The following is a 17791-nucleotide window of genomic DNA, read 5'->3' on the forward strand; positions in this document are numbered from 1 at the left end:
TGGTGATAAGGCCTATAGTTTGCATACTAAATGATGAGTACGACTTGCCGACTTCAGTATCTTCACAGATAAGAGGTGGTAAGAACGCTATTAATAGTCAGAGAAAAATAGTAAAGCGACATCGCCTGAACAAGGCGCCTTAGATATTTTCCTTCTGTGGTTAAGAACGTTTTTAAAAAAAACGACATTCATCTAATCGGCCAAGATGACAAACGACTAATCTAAACGGAGCAGTAGATGCAGGACAAATATGCACAATTGAATAAAGCTAAGCGGCTAGCCTTGTACTGTTTAATTTTTGCCGCGTGTGTATTTGTTTCAACAATATTATTTCCTAAGTTTTATACAGAATTGCAAGGTGCCTGGTGGTTGGGGCTTATAAAGATGGCCAGTGAGGCCGCGCTCGTTGGTGGCCTCGCCGATTGGTTTGCAGTGACCGCACTGTTTAAACCAATACCTGCAAAATATCCCATTCCTCACACCAACATAGTCGCTAGCAATAAGTCTGTTATTGCTAATAACTTGTCATTATTCGTAAAAGAAAAGTTCTTTCACCCAGAAGCGATAGAAAAGCTTATTCGCGATAGTGATCCTGCCAAAGGAGCGGGAAGATGGTTGTCCCAAAAGAAAAACGCTGCTCGTTTGAGCCGATTTTTGTGTGATGCTTTGGCTGGCGTGATGCGTGTACTTGATGATAAACCGGTGAAAGCATTTATCGCTAAAACCGCTCAGAAAGGTATTGATCAACTTGATCTTAGGCAGATGATGGTAACGTCATTAGGCGCTGTGACGAGAGAGCGGCAGCATCAAGTTGTCCTTGATAGGGTACTAGGAAAACTTGCCAAACTGCTCGCAGAGCCAGAGACCCAGATATACATAGCAGATACATTAGTTGTTTGGTTAAAAACTGAATACAGTCGAATAGAAAAGTTGTTGCCGTCTAGCTGGTTGAGTGAACAGGGTGCGTTAATTGCTGTAAAAGCCGTTTCGAGTATTTTAGAAGACATATACGAAGATGAGCACCATCCGATTCGCCATGCCTTTGATGAGCATGTGCACGAATTTTTATACGAGTTGCAGCACAGCCCATTAATGGAGAAAAAGGTAAACAGCTACCGCAAAAAGATTATTAATGATCCAGCACTAAACGCCTACGTTCAGCAGTCGTGGGCCAAGTTCCATCAATGGCTGTTGGCGTCTCTTGAAGAGAAAAATGGTAAAGCAGAGGTAAAGGTCTCTGGCCTTTTAACAGACCTAGGCACTACGTTGACGCAAGACAGTGAATTAGCAAAAGCATTTAACAAGCATATTGGTGAAGCGGCTAAATATATGGCGCCAGAGCTGGCTGAATTTCTTACACGCCACATTCGTGACACGATAAATAGTTGGGACGAACAAGAAATGGCGCAGCAGGTAGAGCTGAATATTGGGCGCGACCTTCAAAAAGTGCGAATTAATGGCACGATTGTCGGTGGACTAATTGGGGCAATACTGTTTGGGATAGAAGCACTGATTGGCGTATAGCGTTCTTCGCAAACAGACAAATGCAGCATAGTTGAAAATTTGTCGCAGCATTGATTAGTTGGAGATTAAAATAATAATCGCTGCTGCACGCTCTCTTTATTTAACGTGAAGAGCGAATACTAGATTATCAGCTTCAACCTTACCCTTTAAACCACCTTTTAATACAGAGCGTTCAAGACGGTTGATAGTATAGTTATCGGAGTAAAGGGACGAAACTGTATCTTCATTTACGCTAAATGGAGGGCCTGCCATTTCGTTTTGATCGTACTCGAATGAAATGATTAGCTGGGGGGCGCATTGAGTAATAGCCATTAAATGCGCAGCATATTGCTCGCGAAGCGGGCTAGGTAGTGCTACCAATGCCGCTCTGTCGTAAATACCCGTTACCTCGCCTAAGTCGGTTAGCGTTAGTTTAAAGATATCACCAACGTATATGGTCAAACTATCTTTAGCATAAATTTTACCGTTTACTGTAGTGGTAACGGTAGGCTCCACATCTAGCTCTTCAAACAACTGAATGATTGCTAATTCGCTAAGCTCAGCACCTACTACATCACATCCTTGAGAAAGCAACCAGCCTATGTCTCGTGTCTTCCCGCAAAGTGGTACAAATATACGTTTTAAAGAAGCTTGAGAGGTTTCGTCACCCAGTAGAAAAGACGCGTACTTTACAAGAAGTGCATTGCCTTTTGGTTCATGAAATCCAATTTCGTTCTTTTGCCATTTACTATGCCAAAAACTATGTTCCATTAGAAAACCTCTTAGCAATACGCAGAGCGAGCTCCGCAAACAATTTTATTTTCAAAAGAAGATAAAAAAGCAGCGCGAGATGGCTGCTTTTATAGAGATATTAATTATCAAGCGGTGTGTTGAAGTCTTCAGATAATTCGAAGTCACCTTCAACAGTTGTCACTTTGTCATCGACAAAGTTTATGACCATTTGCTTTTGAAAATCTTCTCCGCGTTTTTTCATACCGCGCTTCATATCATATACATAGTACCAAGTATCATCGTCGAACGAGTCTTGGACAACCGGATTTCCTAGTACATAGATAACTTGCTCTTTTGTCATTCCAACGCGTAGCTTTTCAACGTCTCTCTGGTCTAGAAAGTTTCCTTGAGGAACGTCGATTCGATAGATCCAGTTCGAGCAAGCCGTTGATGTTAATGTGATACCAAGAATTACTAATAGATGGTGCAACTTCATTCGTTAATTTGTCCAGTATTGCCTTTGTTAGTGCCATCGAAGCTCGCTAATGCGAATTTCGCGGCTGTTTTATTGCAAGCGCGAAGGCATGCTACATTGACAACTATGACCAATCAACTGCATTTTAGTTCGATGCAGCGCTTTTAAGCAGCTCTTTTGCATTCGCTAACGCTGATTTTGTAACTTTATCGCCGGCTAGCAGTCTCGCAAGTTCATCAATTCTATCTTGCTTGGTAAGCGGCAGCATTTGGGTTTCTGTGCTCTCACCATCGGTAATCTTGGTTACAAAAAGTTGATTGTGTGCCTGGGCGGCAACCTGAGGCAAATGCGTTACACACATTACTTGTGACTGGCTGCCTAGCTTACGAAGCAAGCCGCCAACAATAGAGGCTGTAGGGCCACTGATGCCTGTGTCCACTTCGTCAAAAATCATTGTTGGTGTGGCGTGATGGTCGCTTGCAATCACTTGAATCGCTAACCCAATGCGAGAAAGCTCACCGCCTGACACGACTCTGTCCAGTTTATCTGCGTCTTGACCCGGGTTAGTCGAGACCTTAAATTCCACTGAATCTAACCCCGTACTTACAGGTTTTTTAAGTTCATCATACTGTATTTGAATATCAACTTTTGCGTGAGGCATATTCATCTGACGAATTTGCGTTTCAATATCTTCACTTAGTTTTCGCGCCGCCCGCTGCCTACTTTCCGAAAGGCTTTGTGTTGCAACTAAATAAGCTGTTCTTGCCTCGGCGACTTCACTTTCTAATGTGCCTAAAAGCGTTTCTTGATCTGACAGTGATGCGAACTCAGCAGCCAATTCTTGATGGTGCTGATAAAGGGCCTCGGGCATGACTGAATGTTTACGCGCCAAATCCATCGCCTTGGCATAACGAGCTTCAACCTGTTGAAGGCGTAAAGGATCGATTTCTAATTGGTCACAATAGCTACGCAACTCGCTTGCCGCTTCTTCTACTTGAATGGCGGCATCGTTTAATAGTGCAATCATTGGCGTCAGACTAGCGTCGTGCGCTTCTAACTCACCCAATCGCTCTATGCTGCTTTGTATGACAGAAAGCGCGTTTCCCTCATCGTTTTCATACAAGTTATACACACTTGTTTGCGCTTGCTCTAACAAGCTTTGCCCATTACTTAAACGCTTGTGCTCCGTTTCCAGCTCTTCAAACTCGCCATCCTCAATAGCGAACTCGTCGAGTTCCTGTACTTGATAGGTAAGAAGCTGAAGACGGTCTTCTCGTTGCTGAGCTTGTTCTTGAAGTGTTTTGAGTGTGCGCTGCTTGTCTCTCCATTGGGAGTATGCGTCTTTTACCTTTTCTAAAACATCATTGTGTTTTGCATACCCATCGACGAGGTCGCGTTGGTGGTCTTCCTTAAGTAGTTGAAGGTGGGTGTTTTGCCCGTGAATGGCAAGTAAAAACTGCCCCAGTCCCTTTAACTGCTGCAATGAAGCAGGCACACCATTGATGAATGCTTTTGAGCGACCTTCTTTTGAAATAACGCGGCGAATGAAGCAGCTGTTTTCATCTTCATCAGATGTTAGCTCATGCTCGTCAAGAAACGCTTTGGCCAACTCATTTTCACTGAGTGAAAAGTGAGCAATGATTTCAGCTTTAGCACTGCCTTTGCGAACGGCATTTGCATCTGCACGTTCTCCCAAACAAAGGCTCAAAGCGTCTATAGCAATAGATTTACCAGCACCGGTTTCACCCGTAATCGCAGTAAGCCCGTTTTCAAGCTGAACTGACAACTGTTTGACAACTGCAAAATTAGAAATAGAAAGATGCGCTAACATAACCACACTCGGAAAAAGTTGAACATGATGATATATACAGTAACTGATAATATATACAGTGTTTAGCTGTGTAAAGTGAAGTCGTATGAAAATTGATAAAAAATAGAGTGGAGAGGGGTAAGCTTTTGAATTTATGAGGCTTATAAATATTTTAGTGCAGGTTGGTTACGAGTAACAGCTATATCAGAATAAGAGGTTATTTTTTTTATACAGTAAAAAGGAGAGCAAAAGCTCTCCTTTATAAAAATCTATCTAAGTCTGTATTGTGCTGCTTTAAATTAGCAGCGCACCCAAGGCTAGAGATTACTGTTGCAATTCACCGCTGCCAGATTCGATGTGGGCGCGAACGAACCATTGGAACTGTTCTAAATCAGCTAATTGACCTGTAATCATGTCTTCTGAAACAGGGTCAATGTCACCCAAAATCTCTAGTGCTTTTCTGTGATCGCCGTTCACGCCATCATAAACAGCATCTAGCGCTTTAAGGTGGTCAAGCACTAAGCCTTTACCTAGCTGATAATCTTCCCAGCTGCGACCCTCTACAATCGCTTTTGGTGTGCCCTTAGGTACACCGCCCAACGTGGCAATACGCTCTGCGATGGTGTCGGTCATACCACGAACCGCATCAACCTGCGGATCCAACATTTCGTGCACACCGATAAAATTCGGTCCCACAACATTCCAGTGAACGTGTTTAAGTGTAAGCTGTAAATCTAATAGCGCGACCAATCGTTGATCCAATACCTTAATAGTTTTGGCAGCGGCATCGTTATCCATTCCTGGGGCTGTAAATTTGATATTGGTATTACTCATGATATCTCCTATTGCTGAATAAAATATCAGCGAACTGTTAACAAGAACTCATGAGAGTAAAGGAAGTCTAGCTTCGCCTTGTAAATCATTTCGCTGAGAACTTGACTAAGAAGGTGCAACAGGTATGCCGTATACGAGAATGTTTATAAGTAACGGATTTCTATAACCATTTTTGGTAGTATTAAAAAATCTTTATTTTTCAAGCCTGTAGCTTTGGGAAAATGCTACAGGCTCATGTAATAAATGCACGATAGAGGGTGTTGCGCGGGAATCTAGTAAAGCTTGCTGCCCCAACCTAGTTTTTTGCGAAGTACATTGAAATAGCTATAGCCTTTGGGATGGACTAAATGAAGTTTATCGGTACTTTTGTTTATTCGAATCTCGTCGCCCGGCAGAACCGGAAGTACAATATGGCTGTCGCAGCTCACCTGTAGAGAATGGCTATTTACCTTTGATACCTTCATCGATACTTGGCTGTCGGCGTCAACAACAATAGGGCGACTGCTAAGAGTATGGGGGAACATGGGCACTAGCGTAAGGGCGTCTAGTTTAGGCATGATGATAGGGCCACCAGCAGAGAGTGAATACGCCGTTGAACCTGTTGGTGTGGCAACAATCAGCCCGTCACTGCGTTGGCTAAACACGAACTGCTCATCTATATAGATTTCGAACTCCATCATATGAGCAACTTTTCCGTGATGCAGCACCACTTCATTCATTGCAGAGTTATTACTTTTGAGTTTTTCATGCCTGTAAACACCCACTTCAAGCAGAAACCGTTCTTCAACTACGCATTCCCCAGTAAAAATGAGATCGAGTTGTTGAGTAATTTCATCGGGGTGAATGTCTGTTAAAAAGCCTAAATTTCCGCGATTGACGCCCACCACGTGAATGTCGAAACGTGCCAGTACACGAGCGGCGCCGAGCATACTACCGTCACCACCAACAACAACAGCTAAATCAGCGTTTTTACCGATGGCAACAAGATTACAGCTTTCAAAATTTTCAGTTTCAAGCTCTTCAGCAATGGTTTCTTCAACAAGCAGTTTGCATCCTTTGGCCAGCAAATAGTCCGCAAGAATGTTTAAGCTGTCATGGGTTGCAGCGTGCTGAGGCTTTCCGATTAACGCAACGGTTTGATAGGGCATGGAATGCTAATGTCCTTTCATTTCCAATGGTTGGACATTAGCACAGGTATTTCGTAAAAGAAAAGCGTAAAGCGATTCAAAGCATGAGGTTTATCTATCCTCTAACCGGTTGTAGTCTAAAAGCCCCCCTTCAATAGGGTATTGCTCTTCTGACCACCTTAGTAGGTTATCGCTAAACGTCCAAAACTCTGGATTAGTGCGGCGCATTCCCACTTTATCAAGCAATGCTTTGTAATCCTTCTCGTTTTTAATTGATTTTAACTGTTCAATTGAACCCGTAATATCCGAGGCTTTGATAAACCAAAATGCGTCGGGGTAGCTCCCTAATAATCCATGCACAAGGGTAAGAGTATCTTTAGATGGCTCGCGATTTTCCTCTTCTTCGAAAAGGCTGTTCACGTTGTAATGAGCACTGTTTCTAAGCGCCGTAAAAACGTCAATTTTTTCAGGTTCTTCATCGTTTTTTATTACAATTACGGTGGTCTCTGGCATTAAGGTAGCTTGCTGTGCGGGAAGAAAGTCAAGACTCGCTAGCGCTGAAAACTGTTTCTCTGACAATATATTTTTATCGTAGGTCGTGCCTGATGGCAGAACATTGGATAAATGCGTAGAAAGCATTTGGTAGAGCTCTTGTTGAGGGTTTTCTGTTTCAAATACAATGCCCGAGGGTTGTTCAAAGCTGTTTATATCTCCCTCTAGGTAGTCGGTTAACTCAGGACTTGCATTTTGATACCACTCCTTAAGTAGCGTATGGCGCGTTTCGGGAGGCAGTAAATTAAGGAAATTTGACTCACCCTCCATCCGCAAAAAGTCCATATACAAACGCGTCATCAATTGATGGCCGTAATTACCGTAAACATCAAAACCTGCCACGAGTAAATAATGAATTCGCTCTAACAAAGCGTAATCGATAACCCATGCGGTTTTAGTAGGCTCGCCTGTCATACCCTTTACCACAGTCGCGTTATCGAAATGACGGAACACCGTTAGGCTTGCGTTAGTGTTGTCGCCATCGCCATCCCATATGCTGGAGATATTTAAGTGTTCACCGTTTTTAAATTCTTCATTCATAAACGCGGTGCGAGCGCGCATATACTCGCCTTGACGTTTAGCATACTTGACCCAGTTAACAGCTAAAGCAGAGCTGTCTTTTTCAGCGGGGAGGTGAAGGTTTTCTTTTTGCGAAGCGTAAAACGCGTTCATTTCTTCAGAGGCAGCTATATCGGGGTCGACGAAGAACACCCAAAATCTGTCGTTAATCACATTGAGTGCGACCTGACCGCGGCAAACAGGGCCTTTGATATAACCCATAATTGTGTTCTGCGCCCGCTCAAGCATAAAGCGATAGCGACTTTCCACAGGAAGCAAGGTAAACGCGGTAAGGGGGTTAGCGGCGACTTCTGATTCGTAAGAGGGGAGCGTTTCAACGGTATAATCGGCGTCGACAAACCAGGCTTGCCATTTATTGGTTAGTGTTTCATTGATGGCATAAGCTTGATGAGTTTTGCTTACGATAGTGGAAAACACAGGCTGAAGGCGGTAGTAAACGCGATCGACCTTTGGGTCGTCAAAAGGCCTGCGCGTAGCAATAATATCAAGGGGTTCGCCAGAGGGAGTGCGAGAGCGTACTAGGTTAAAAAACTGAGGTTGCTCTTTTTCTGCTGTGACATTTTTAAAATAAAGATGAGATGTAAATAAATGCTCATAGATATAGCGGGCAGACAACCGCATTTTGTTGCTATCGCCATTTAACCATTTTTCTAATGCCACTATTTCAGCGTTTAGTTCTTCTGATATGACATTACTTGAGGAAAGTGGAGCACCGTGATGTAGCCACTGCATGAGGGTATTGTGCTCAGCGTCTGATAATCCAGGCAGGGCATAGGGCATTCCTCCTAGAGGCTGATCAGCAATATATTCACCCATTTCATCAATAGTAGGGCATTGGTTTTCGCGGCTTAGACTAATGTCAAAGCCAGAACCTAAATGAGATGTATTAGGAAGTGGATGTTGCTTTTTTAGCAAAAGCATTTGCGCTAGAACTGATGATTGTGTTTTAGGCTCATATGCTTCCTTATTTGCAGGCAAGACATCAAAGAAGCCTCGCTCACGCCACGCCTGTGTGCTGTGCGCGTCTAGAAACATGCGGTTGGGTTGAGCGGCCGTTATTCGGGTTCCTTCGTAAACTTTTTCTTTACTCGCTCCCCTGGCAACGCCCTCCGAGGACGATATTTTCAGCTGACAAGGCGCGTCATAACACGCGTGACAAACCACACAGCGCTGAGTAAGCACGGGGTTAACTTGCTCATCAAAAAAATTGTTAGGCAGCTGTTTTACAACGGAAAAATTCTCCGTTTCAGCTAATAAGGGGGCCTCAGGTTTCGGCCATTGCCATAACGCTATACAGAGAGCGATTGCAAGCAATGCAATTACACCGAACTTTTTCATAATTTTTATCCACAGTAGAAGTGATGACAGTTTACCATTCAATTTTAGGAAAAGGAGGTTCACATTATCTTTTTACATAGTCGTAGTTTTTTCCAAAAATGGCGTTTTTTTAGCATCAATTTCACATGTTTATTGCTTTGCGTACAACGGTAGGTATGCTGAAAGAAATACTGTCTAAGCGTGCAATGCAAAACCGAAAGAAGCAATTTCTGTTTATCTTGTAACTCGCTTTACGGTAAGACACACATCAAATAGTTGCAGCGAGGGAAACATGGCTCATCAAATTATACTGCCAAGAACGATGCAGATAGGCAAAGATGCTAGCAAGCAAATTACGGAAACGTTGGCTAGCTTAAATTGTTCTAAGCCTTTGCTTATTACCGATAAGGTGATGGTTGAACTGGGATATGCAGATCGGATAACGAGCTATTTAGCCGAGCATTCCATAGCACTTGATGTTTTTTCTGATACTGTACCTGAACCGACAGTGGCCTCTATATCAGCTGGCGTTGAGGCTTTGCGCGCCAAACCTTACGACTGCATTATTGCGCTTGGCGGCGGCAGTCCAATTGATAGTGCGAAGGCAATTGGTATCTTAGGTAAATACGGTGGCGAGATGCGCGATTATAAGTTCCCCAGAGTGGTGAACGAAGAAGGGCTTCCTATAATCGCAATTCCCACAACGGCAGGCACCGGCTCTGAGGTGACGCGCTTCACTATCATCACTGATGAACAAACAAGTGAAAAAATGTTGTGTGTGGGCTCAGGGTTTATGCCCACTGCTGCACTTATAGATTTTTCTCTTACTTTGAGTTTGCCTCAACGAGTAACCGCAGACACTGGTATAGATGCGCTCACTCATGCTATTGAAGCTTATGTGAGTCGCAAAGCGAATCTATACAGCGACGCACAGGCACTCTCTGCCATGGCCCTAATTGCACCGAACTTACGTACCGTATTTGCAGATGGTAAGAACGAGAATGCTCGTGAGGCCATGATGCTGGGGTCTACGCTGGCGGGAATTGCCTTTTCTAACGCATCAGTGGCGCTGGTGCATGGGATGAGTCGCCCTATTGGCGCAGCCTTTCATGTTCCCCATGGGCTTTCGAACGCTATGTTATTACCTGCTGTTACTGCATTTTCAATTCCTAGCGCTCCCGTGCGCTATGCACAATGTGCTCGCGCGATGGGAATAGCGACGCAAGGTGATTCAGACGACTTAGCTAATCAAAAGTTAATTAATGAATTGAAAGCCCTTAACGCCGACCTCCAAGTGCCAACTCCAAAGGATTTTGGAATAGATAAAGAGGCGTTCTTTACGATAACCTCCACCATGGCTGAGCAAGCATTGGCCTCAGGATCACCGGGAAATAACCCTCGCATACCGACTATTGAAGAAATGGTAGCTATCTATATTTCGTTGTGGGACTAGAGAAGTATAACGTTAGTTTAAAGAGCGTATCAGGCTAAAAAAAAAGACTGCACAGAGCAGTCTTTTTCACTTCTAAAGCATGAACATAGCAGCACTGCGCATCTATCTTGCCGTCCAACCACCGTCAAGCACCATGGTTTGCCCGGTTATGTTGCGGGCACTGGGCGACATTAAGAAATTCGCTGTATCTGCGAGTTCTTCCACACTTACGAATTGCTTTTTGGGCATGGGCTCTAACATTATCTTTGTTATTACCTCTTCTTCGCTCAAATTATTTTCTTTTGCTTGGGCCGCAATTTGCTGTTCTACCAACGGCGTTTTTACATAGGCGGGGCATAGTGTGTTGATGGTCACGTCACAGTCACCGGTTTCAAGAGCAATGGTTTTTGCGAATCCCAAAAGCCCGTGTTTGGCTGCTACATAGGCGGATTTAAAAGGAGAAGCCACAAGAGAATGTATTGAACCTATATTGATTATGCGTCCATAATTTTGCTCGCGCATGGCTGGTAAAAAGGCTTGGGTCAGCAGAGCAGGGCCTACCAGCATAATATTGATCAGCTGCTGCCACTTATCCGCAGGAAAATCCTCAAGGCGAGAGACATGCTGTATGCCCGCATTATTAATTAATACATCAACAGTATATTTGCCTAAAGCGTCAGGCAGTGCTGCCACCTGTTTAGCATCGCAAACATCAACGGCAATAGCACTAGCCGAGCCTTCCAAATGGGCAAGCTTAGTTACCGCATCCTTAGCCGCCTGTTCGTTTATATCAGCAATGATAACGTGGTGGCCTTGTCTGATCATAGATTCAGCAATACCGAAACCAATACCGCTGGCGCCACCTGTGATAAATATCGTTCGCTTACTCATCGGCGTTTCCTTTATTGTCCTTCACAGGAAGACGAGTGTTCAGTGAAAATAGCAGCTCTTTAACGGCGGCGATTTGTGCGCCATCCCTGTTAGCGTAGTCACTGGACGCATAGCCCCACCAATCCCAGCAACCTTGCGGATTTAGCGGCATAAACAGCGATTTTTTAGTTTGCGGATAAAGCACCACAATATTGTTGTCATCGGCCCACTCATTTAGCCCTGTTTGAGTTGTGTAGGCGTCGCCAACGGCGTCTGCGTATTGATTACAGCCGTGAAAACTAATGTGTGCTTTACAGGCCTCTCCTTGTGCGCAGCTTTCTGGTATATACACAAAGCCTTCGCTTGCTAAGGTTTTTGCGTTGCTCCCTGCTATTTTTTGCTGGTCTATGGAATGTATTTTCCCAGAAAGTGATTCATCAGGAGTGGTAACGTCTGCAATGAGGTGAGAGAGCAGGGCGCCTGCGGCGTCATAGTCGCAGTTACCAATGAAAGGGCTTTCTGATTTCATGCAGTTTACGCCCTCTTCCTTTGTTGGGAATAAATGCGCCATGGGCTTGTCGTTGATATAGGTAATGTTTTGCGTGTCTGTCCATAGTTTGTATTGTTCAAAAAGTAAGTCGCTGACTTTCGCGACCACTCTGGTGTCTTGGGTGCCATGGAAAAGCCAAACTTTCGTATCTTTCATATTATTGAGCGGCGCGATTTTTCCTTCCGACTCATAGTGTTCAGCTTTTTCGTTTAACGCTTTAATGTCTATTTCACCCTCAACTTTATTGACACATTGTGCCAGCGCAGTGGTTATGTCTCCTTGAGCACAAAAGTACGGACCACCGGCGATAACGCCCACGCCTTTTACCCAGTCGCTATGAGCTAGCTGGAATTGGGTGGCCATATACCCGCCAGAGGATAGGCCAGACACGGTAACATTTTCTAAATCGAGTGCGAGCTTGGGAATATCGTTGTTAGCAACTGAAGCAGCACTGAACGCAAGCGCGCTAGCACTGAAAAAAGAAAGACACAGAGCCCGGCGTAAATAAAAATGTTTTTTCATCATAAATTTGCTTCCTTTTCATTTTCTAAAAATTGGCGAATGGCCTTTGCCTGAGCAGAAATGTTACTGACGCCTTCTAAGTGTCCTAACTTACCCTTTAGTGTTAAAAGTGTGGAATTCTTGTTCTGTGAGAGTAAGCCTTGGTGGGCATTTTGTGACAAATAGGGCATTAGAAGTAAATCGGTTTCTGCCGGTATAAAAAGTGTTTTTGCTTTTATCGATGCAAGGCTTCGCTTAATACTATTATCATGTCCTGCCACAAATAATTGGCAGGCACGAACCAAGTATAAAAGGTGATTAGCATCCATACTTTCTGCACGGGCTTCAGCGCGTTCCCGCAGCCATCTCACAATGCTATGCGACTGACGAATATCGTCAAGCGGAGCAGATTCAATATTTTTAAACCCTAGGTTGCTGCCTTGCTCATTAAAAAATGTTGGGGTAAGCGCATGTTGAGTGATCAGCATAAGCGAGGCCACCAAGCCTTTAATTGGTCTATCGTTTACGGTGTAAGCACCGTCGTTCCATTTGCTATCGAGCTTGATGGGATTAGCCCAGTGCTCAAGGGCAGATGTGGTCCAAGCGTCACTTTGCCCAGCCCCGATGACAGAGACCATTCGTTCAACCCAGTCGGGATAGGCACTTGCCCAATCAATGGCCTGCATTGACCCCATAGAGGGGCCGATAACAGCGTAAAGCTTGCTAATGCCTAGGCTTTCAAGCAACGCCTTCTGCACGTTAACGAAATCTCGAATAGTGACCACTGGGAAGTCTAAACCATAGGGCTTTCCTGTATCTGGGTTAATTGAAGCAGGCCCTGTAGTAATAACGTTGGGGTCATAAGCGTTTAAATTAGCCAATGTATCTACACTGACAACGTAAAAGCGGTCCGTATCTATGGCTTTTCCTGGACCAATGATGCTGTCCCAATATCCTGTAGCAGCATCATAGGGATTGTATTTTCCTGCTGCATGGGATGAACCTGAAAAATAATGCGTAATAAGAATAACATTACTTTTATCCTCATTTAACTTTCCGTACGCTTCCCAGCCGACCTTCACATCTTTTATATGCTGGCCGCCAAATGTTTTAAAAAGCGGCAATTTAAACACCCGCTTTTTTACTACCAACGGAGATGAAGGTGCCGCTTCTGGTTTTCCGGTATTCTTCGCTTCATTAGCAAGCGACGGAGAACTTAGTATGGTTACGAAAGACAAAACTAAATAAAAACCTAAAGAAAGTCTTAGGTTCAATTTTCTTCTAGAAGTAGCATGTTGTTTTATAGAGAAATGGTCTGTTAACTCCATCATAAATGGCGAAATCGATAGTCTTTGAAATTTGCTATTAGTCGATAAGAGCCTCATGGCAAGTTGAGCTATATTTTTTAAACACTCACTATTGGCAGTCATAGAACCTTTCTTTTTTGCGTCTTTTGTTTTGCGTCTTTTGCATAGCGCAGCATATCCAGTGTTTGTTTTTTTCATAACGTTTATGCAACCCTACAAAATGCTAAAAAGACCAATGGCCATGGCAAGGCCAATAACCGGCACTACTACAGTCAGCGCGCCAACGGCCCAATAGGCGGCCTGATGGGTTTCATGACATATCGCACGTATGGTAGTTACGACGTAACCATTATGGGGTAGCGAATCTAACGCACCTGACGATATAGAAACAATTCTGTGTAACTGTTCAGGCTCAACGCCTTGGTCAAGATAATGAGGTGCCACTAAGGGAAGGGCAATGGCCTGTCCACCAGATGCGCTGCCGGTTAAGCCAGCAATAACACTAACAGCGATGGCGGCGCCAATTAGCTCGTTTCCAGGAATTTGCGTCATTAATGCAACGGTGGTTTGAAACGCGTCAGTGTTCTTTGCAATTGAGCCAAAACCTACCACTGCTGCAGTATTACCTATCGCAATAAGCGCACCCGTTGTGCCTGCGTTAATGGCCATAGGTAGACTCTGAAAATGCTTGAAATTAATAGTCAACAAACACAATACGCCACCGCCCAATGCAAGAATAAGCGCCAGTTGCGCGAGTTCTTTATGAAATAAAAAAGAAATAACTAACACCACAACCAGTGGGACAATGCCGGTAAGTGGGTGAGGCAGGGCTCTCTCACGCAGTTTCGGATCACTTGCTCTAGCTTCGAAAACCTCGCCATTGTTCACGGCCTTTCTTATCATTTTAGCAAGCCACCAATAGCCAAAACATGCCATAAACACAGCGACAATCAGACTAACTTCCCACGCTGCAAAGGGTGAAGTACCCAAGTACTTTATAGGGATCCAGTTTTGGATTTCAGGTGAGCCCGCAGAGGTCATGGTGAAAGTCACCGATCCAAAGGCCATAGCTGCAGGAATAAAGCGACGGGGTAAGTTGGCATCTTTAAACAAGCTTACTGCCATAGGATAAACAGAGAATGCCACCACAAAAACACTGACGCCACCATAAGTTAAAATAGCGCAAGCGAGCACAACCGCTAAAACGGCGCGCTTATAGCCAATCTTCGTGATGATCCAGCGAGATACCGCATCGGCGGCCCCAGTGTCCTCCATGAATTTACCAAACAGAGCACCAAGTAAAAACATAAAAAACCAAGAGGCGATAAAGCCTGAGAACCCACTCATATAGGTCTCAACAAAATTTACGTCACCGGTGAATACCCCAATGTTGTTGGTTACAGCGACGACGAGGGCACACAAGGGGGCAGCGATAAACAGGTTCATTCCGCGTATTGTCAAAACAATAAGCAACAACAGACCGCCTACCAAGCCAATCATACTTAACATAATTATTATTCCTTAAAAATCTGTGACCGCAGATGATCCGAAACAGTTAAGTCGATTAGTGATTTGCACACACTCAAAACCGCAAAGTGTATACAAATCAGATAAAAAGCATTCATAACAGACCCAGAGTTTGACGTTACTTTTACCAAAATCCCATAGTACGATGGTACTACATACTATTAACAATTAATTAACTAAAGTGATTTTGACCGTAGGCAATACATCCGGCAGTGATCAGAACTTAGAACAACAAGGACTCACTATGTCTAAATCAACACACACACTAAATTGGGTTTCATCCTACAAAAGAAAATCAAATACATGCGCTGTGGCTAACAGGCCCGCTCGTAGCCTCTGTGCTCTTGCAGTCGCCGGCGTACTTTGCTCTACGCCAGCGTTTGCACAAGAAAATCAACCGCCGACAAGTGATCAGGATGCAGAGAAAGGTAAGTTAGAACGCATCGAAGTCACAGCGCGAAGAACCGTGGAGTCGCTTCAAGAAACACCGGTTGCGATCACGTCCATTGGCGCCGTTGAGCTTGGCGAAAAAGGCATCAGCGTGCTAACCGAAATCCAGCAGTTTTCTCCGAATACCACACTGCAAACAAGCCGCGGAACGAATTCAACGCTTACTGCTTTTATTCGTGGCTTAGGCCAGCAAGATCCGCTATGGGGCTATGAACCAGGGGTTGGGATTTACGTTGATGACGTCTATATTGCGCGCCCTCAAGGTGCGGTACTTGACCTGTTGGATGTGCAAAGAATTGAAGTATTGCGCGGTCCTCAAGGTACGCTATACGGTAAAAATACTATCGGTGGTGCAGTAAAGTATGTGACCAAAGAGATGACCGGCGACACTCAAATGAATGTAGAGGCCACGGTAGGCAGCTATAGTCAGCGTGATATTAAAGTGACCGGTCAAATTCCCCTTATCGAAGATACGGTTTATCTCGGCGTCGGATATGCTAACTTGAACCGCGATGGTTTTGGCGAATACCTTATCAGCGCACTGCCAAATCAAGATAAAGAAAACTACAACAAAGATTTATGGGCAGCGAGAGTATCTCTTGAAATTCACCCTAGCGAAGATCTATTTTTCCGAATCGGATGGGACAAAACAGAAGACTCGTCTAATGCAAAAGGAGGCTACCGCTTAATCCCAAGTATCTTAACCGATGCACCTGTGCCCGATTCAGTGTACGACTCCTATACCAGTCTACCAACGTGGAATAAAGTTGAGCTAGAAGGATATAACTGGTTAGCGCGCTATAACGTGAATGACAACTTAGAGCTTAAGTATATTGGCTCACATCGAGAAAGTTATTCACCTACTAATATCGATTTTGACAACACGCCGTTGCCCATCTTTGACGTGCCTGCAGAATATGATGACAGTAATGATACCCACGAGCTTCAAGCAAACTATATTGGAGACACTTTCAGTCTTGTCTCGGGATTATATTTCTATGACGGTGAAAGCTGCGGAAACTTTGACGCAATCCTAGGTGTGCTCGGTCAATCATTAGGAGCGCCAGGATTAACCAGAGAAGTGACCGGTTGCAACAACTCAGAAAGCTGGGCCGCTTATGCGCAAATGAGCTATGACGTTACCGAAAAGCTATCGCTTTCTTTAGGTGCTCGCTTTACTGATGAAGAAAAATCAGCCTTCGTAAATAACGGCTTGGTGTTTGACAACGTGTATCCTTATACCGATTGGATTGACGGTTATGTTCGTCCCGATGGGCAGCTTGTGCCCCAGGTACTTGGTACAGATACTAACGGTGATGATTTACTTGATGCGCCTGCGGTGGAAAGCTGGTCGCGATTCACGCCGCGAGTGGGCGTAGAATATCAGATGAACCGAGATACTATGTTCTTTGCCAGCTATTCCCAAGGCTTTAAATCTGGCACATTTAACCCACGCGCTCAAATTAATGAGCCTGGTGTTGAACCAGAGGTAGTAGATAGCTTTGAACTGGGCGTTAAAAGTGACCTAACCGATGCACTTCGCCTGAACGTAACCTTGTTCTCTTATGATCATAAGGACCGTCAATACATAGGTGTTGAGGGAGATTTGTCTGACCCTACTGCTCTTGATCAGCGCTTACGCAATGCGGCGGAAACTGCGGCAAAAGGTGCAGAATTAGAAATGACATGGGTAGCGTCAGATAACCTACAGTTTGATGTTGCTTATGGCTATATCGACTTTGAGATTAAGAAAAATAACGCGATTCCCCCGCTTATCGGTTTGGCAAGCACGCCGGAAAATACGTTTAATTTCAATGCCAACTACTTACTGGAAACAAGCTTTGGGGATGTTACGTTCAACGCCAACTATTATTATCGCGATGACTACCTTATCTTTGAAACCAGCGACCTAATTCAGCAAGATGCCTACGGCATGGTGAATTTAAGCGCCCGCTGGGAAAGTGTTGAAGGCGACTGGTATGCCGGATTACACGTTAAGAATCTGACCGATGAAGAATATCTGGTTGGCGGTTACGACTTTGTCACTCAAGATGGCGAAGGTAACTTTGGTCCCGGCCTAGGCGGTGACACTACGCTTATTGGTTACTATGGCGACCCGCGCACGGTGCACTTGACGGTTGGCTATAGATTCTAGGTAAAACTATTTAGATTCACTTGCTATGCCTAGGCCTAACTGCCTAGGCATGCTTGCTTTGGCTCTCAAT

General features: G+C 44.4%; 13 protein-coding genes. 3 read left to right on the top strand and 10 right to left on the bottom strand.

Annotated features, from left to right (window positions below; genetic code table 11):
* Window positions 1-237 precede the first annotated feature (237 nt).
* Entirely contained in the window at window positions 238-1524 is a 1287-nt protein-coding gene (locus tag C6Y39_RS14720; protein WP_105931983.1) for a DUF445 domain-containing protein, read from the top strand.
* Window positions 1525-1620: 96 nt separating this feature from the next.
* Here the strand turns inward: C6Y39_RS14720 and tmpT are convergent, their stop codons facing one another.
* The 6 genes from tmpT to C6Y39_RS14750 all read right to left on the bottom strand — a co-directional run bounded on the left by tmpT (window position 1621) and on the right by C6Y39_RS14750 (window position 8950).
* The gene (gene tmpT / locus C6Y39_RS14725; RefSeq protein WP_105931984.1) at window positions 1621-2274 is read right to left on the bottom strand and encodes a thiopurine S-methyltransferase; all 654 of its coding nucleotides are present in this window, start codon (window positions 2272-2274) and stop codon (window positions 1621-1623) included.
* Between the two features lie 100 nt (window positions 2275-2374).
* Window positions 2375-2731, bottom strand: a complete 357-nt coding sequence (locus tag C6Y39_RS14730) for an outer membrane protein assembly factor BamE (protein ID WP_105931985.1) — start codon at window positions 2729-2731, stop codon at window positions 2375-2377.
* Window positions 2732-2855: 124 nt separating this feature from the next.
* A complete protein-coding gene (recN, locus tag C6Y39_RS14735) occupies window positions 2856-4541 on the bottom strand; it encodes a DNA repair protein RecN (RefSeq protein WP_105931986.1) in 1686 nt (561 codons plus the stop codon).
* A gap of 303 nt (window positions 4542-4844) precedes the next feature.
* Window positions 4845-5354, bottom strand: coding sequence for a DNA starvation/stationary phase protection protein Dps (dps, locus tag C6Y39_RS14740; protein ID WP_105931987.1), 510 nt, complete (start codon window positions 5352-5354; stop codon window positions 4845-4847).
* Between the two features lie 272 nt (window positions 5355-5626).
* Window positions 5627-6502: an NAD(+) kinase gene (gene nadK, locus C6Y39_RS14745; protein WP_105931988.1), complete on the bottom strand. Its 876-nt coding sequence runs from the start codon at window positions 6500-6502 to the stop codon at window positions 5627-5629.
* Between the two features lie 90 nt (window positions 6503-6592).
* Window positions 6593-8950, bottom strand: a complete 2358-nt coding sequence (locus C6Y39_RS14750) for a fatty acid cis/trans isomerase (protein ID WP_105931989.1) — start codon at window positions 8948-8950, stop codon at window positions 6593-6595.
* 271 nt (window positions 8951-9221) lie between these two features.
* On the opposite strand from C6Y39_RS14750, the gene C6Y39_RS14755 reads away from it, so the two are divergent.
* Complete coding sequence (locus C6Y39_RS14755; RefSeq protein WP_105931990.1) at window positions 9222-10382, top strand: iron-containing alcohol dehydrogenase; 1161 nt, start codon at window positions 9222-9224, stop codon at window positions 10380-10382.
* A 102-nt stretch (window positions 10383-10484) separates the two neighbouring features.
* Here the strand turns inward: C6Y39_RS14755 and C6Y39_RS14760 are convergent, their stop codons facing one another.
* The 4 genes from C6Y39_RS14760 to C6Y39_RS14775 form a co-directional block, all read right to left on the bottom strand.
* The gene (locus C6Y39_RS14760) at window positions 10485-11252 is read right to left on the bottom strand and encodes a 3-hydroxybutyrate dehydrogenase (protein WP_105931991.1); all 768 of its coding nucleotides are present in this window, start codon (window positions 11250-11252) and stop codon (window positions 10485-10487) included.
* On the bottom strand, window positions 11245-12303 hold the full coding sequence (locus C6Y39_RS14765) for an extracellular catalytic domain type 2 short-chain-length polyhydroxyalkanoate depolymerase (protein ID WP_420808495.1): 1059 nt from the start codon (window positions 12301-12303) through the stop codon (window positions 11245-11247). The genes C6Y39_RS14760 and C6Y39_RS14765 overlap by 8 nt, the downstream gene beginning before the upstream one ends.
* The gene (locus C6Y39_RS14770) at window positions 12303-13520 is read right to left on the bottom strand and encodes an E22 family MetX-like putative esterase (protein ID WP_240618909.1); all 1218 of its coding nucleotides are present in this window, start codon (window positions 13518-13520) and stop codon (window positions 12303-12305) included. The genes C6Y39_RS14765 and C6Y39_RS14770 overlap by 1 nt, the downstream gene beginning before the upstream one ends.
* Before the next feature lie 282 nt (window positions 13521-13802).
* Window positions 13803-15098 (bottom strand): GntP family permease, encoded by a 1296-nt coding sequence (locus C6Y39_RS14775; RefSeq protein ID WP_105931993.1) that lies wholly within the window; start codon window positions 15096-15098, stop codon window positions 13803-13805.
* A 262-nt stretch (window positions 15099-15360) separates the two neighbouring features.
* Here C6Y39_RS14775 and C6Y39_RS14780 point away from each other — a divergent pair, with 262 nt between their 5' ends.
* Complete coding sequence (locus tag C6Y39_RS14780; RefSeq protein ID WP_105931994.1) at window positions 15361-17721, top strand: TonB-dependent receptor; 2361 nt, start codon at window positions 15361-15363, stop codon at window positions 17719-17721.
* Window positions 17722-17791: the final 70 nt, after the last annotated feature.

The sequence above is a fragment of the Alteromonas gracilis genome (genome assembly GCF_002993325.1).
Taxonomy (GTDB): domain Bacteria; phylum Pseudomonadota; class Gammaproteobacteria; order Enterobacterales; family Alteromonadaceae; genus Alteromonas; species Alteromonas gracilis.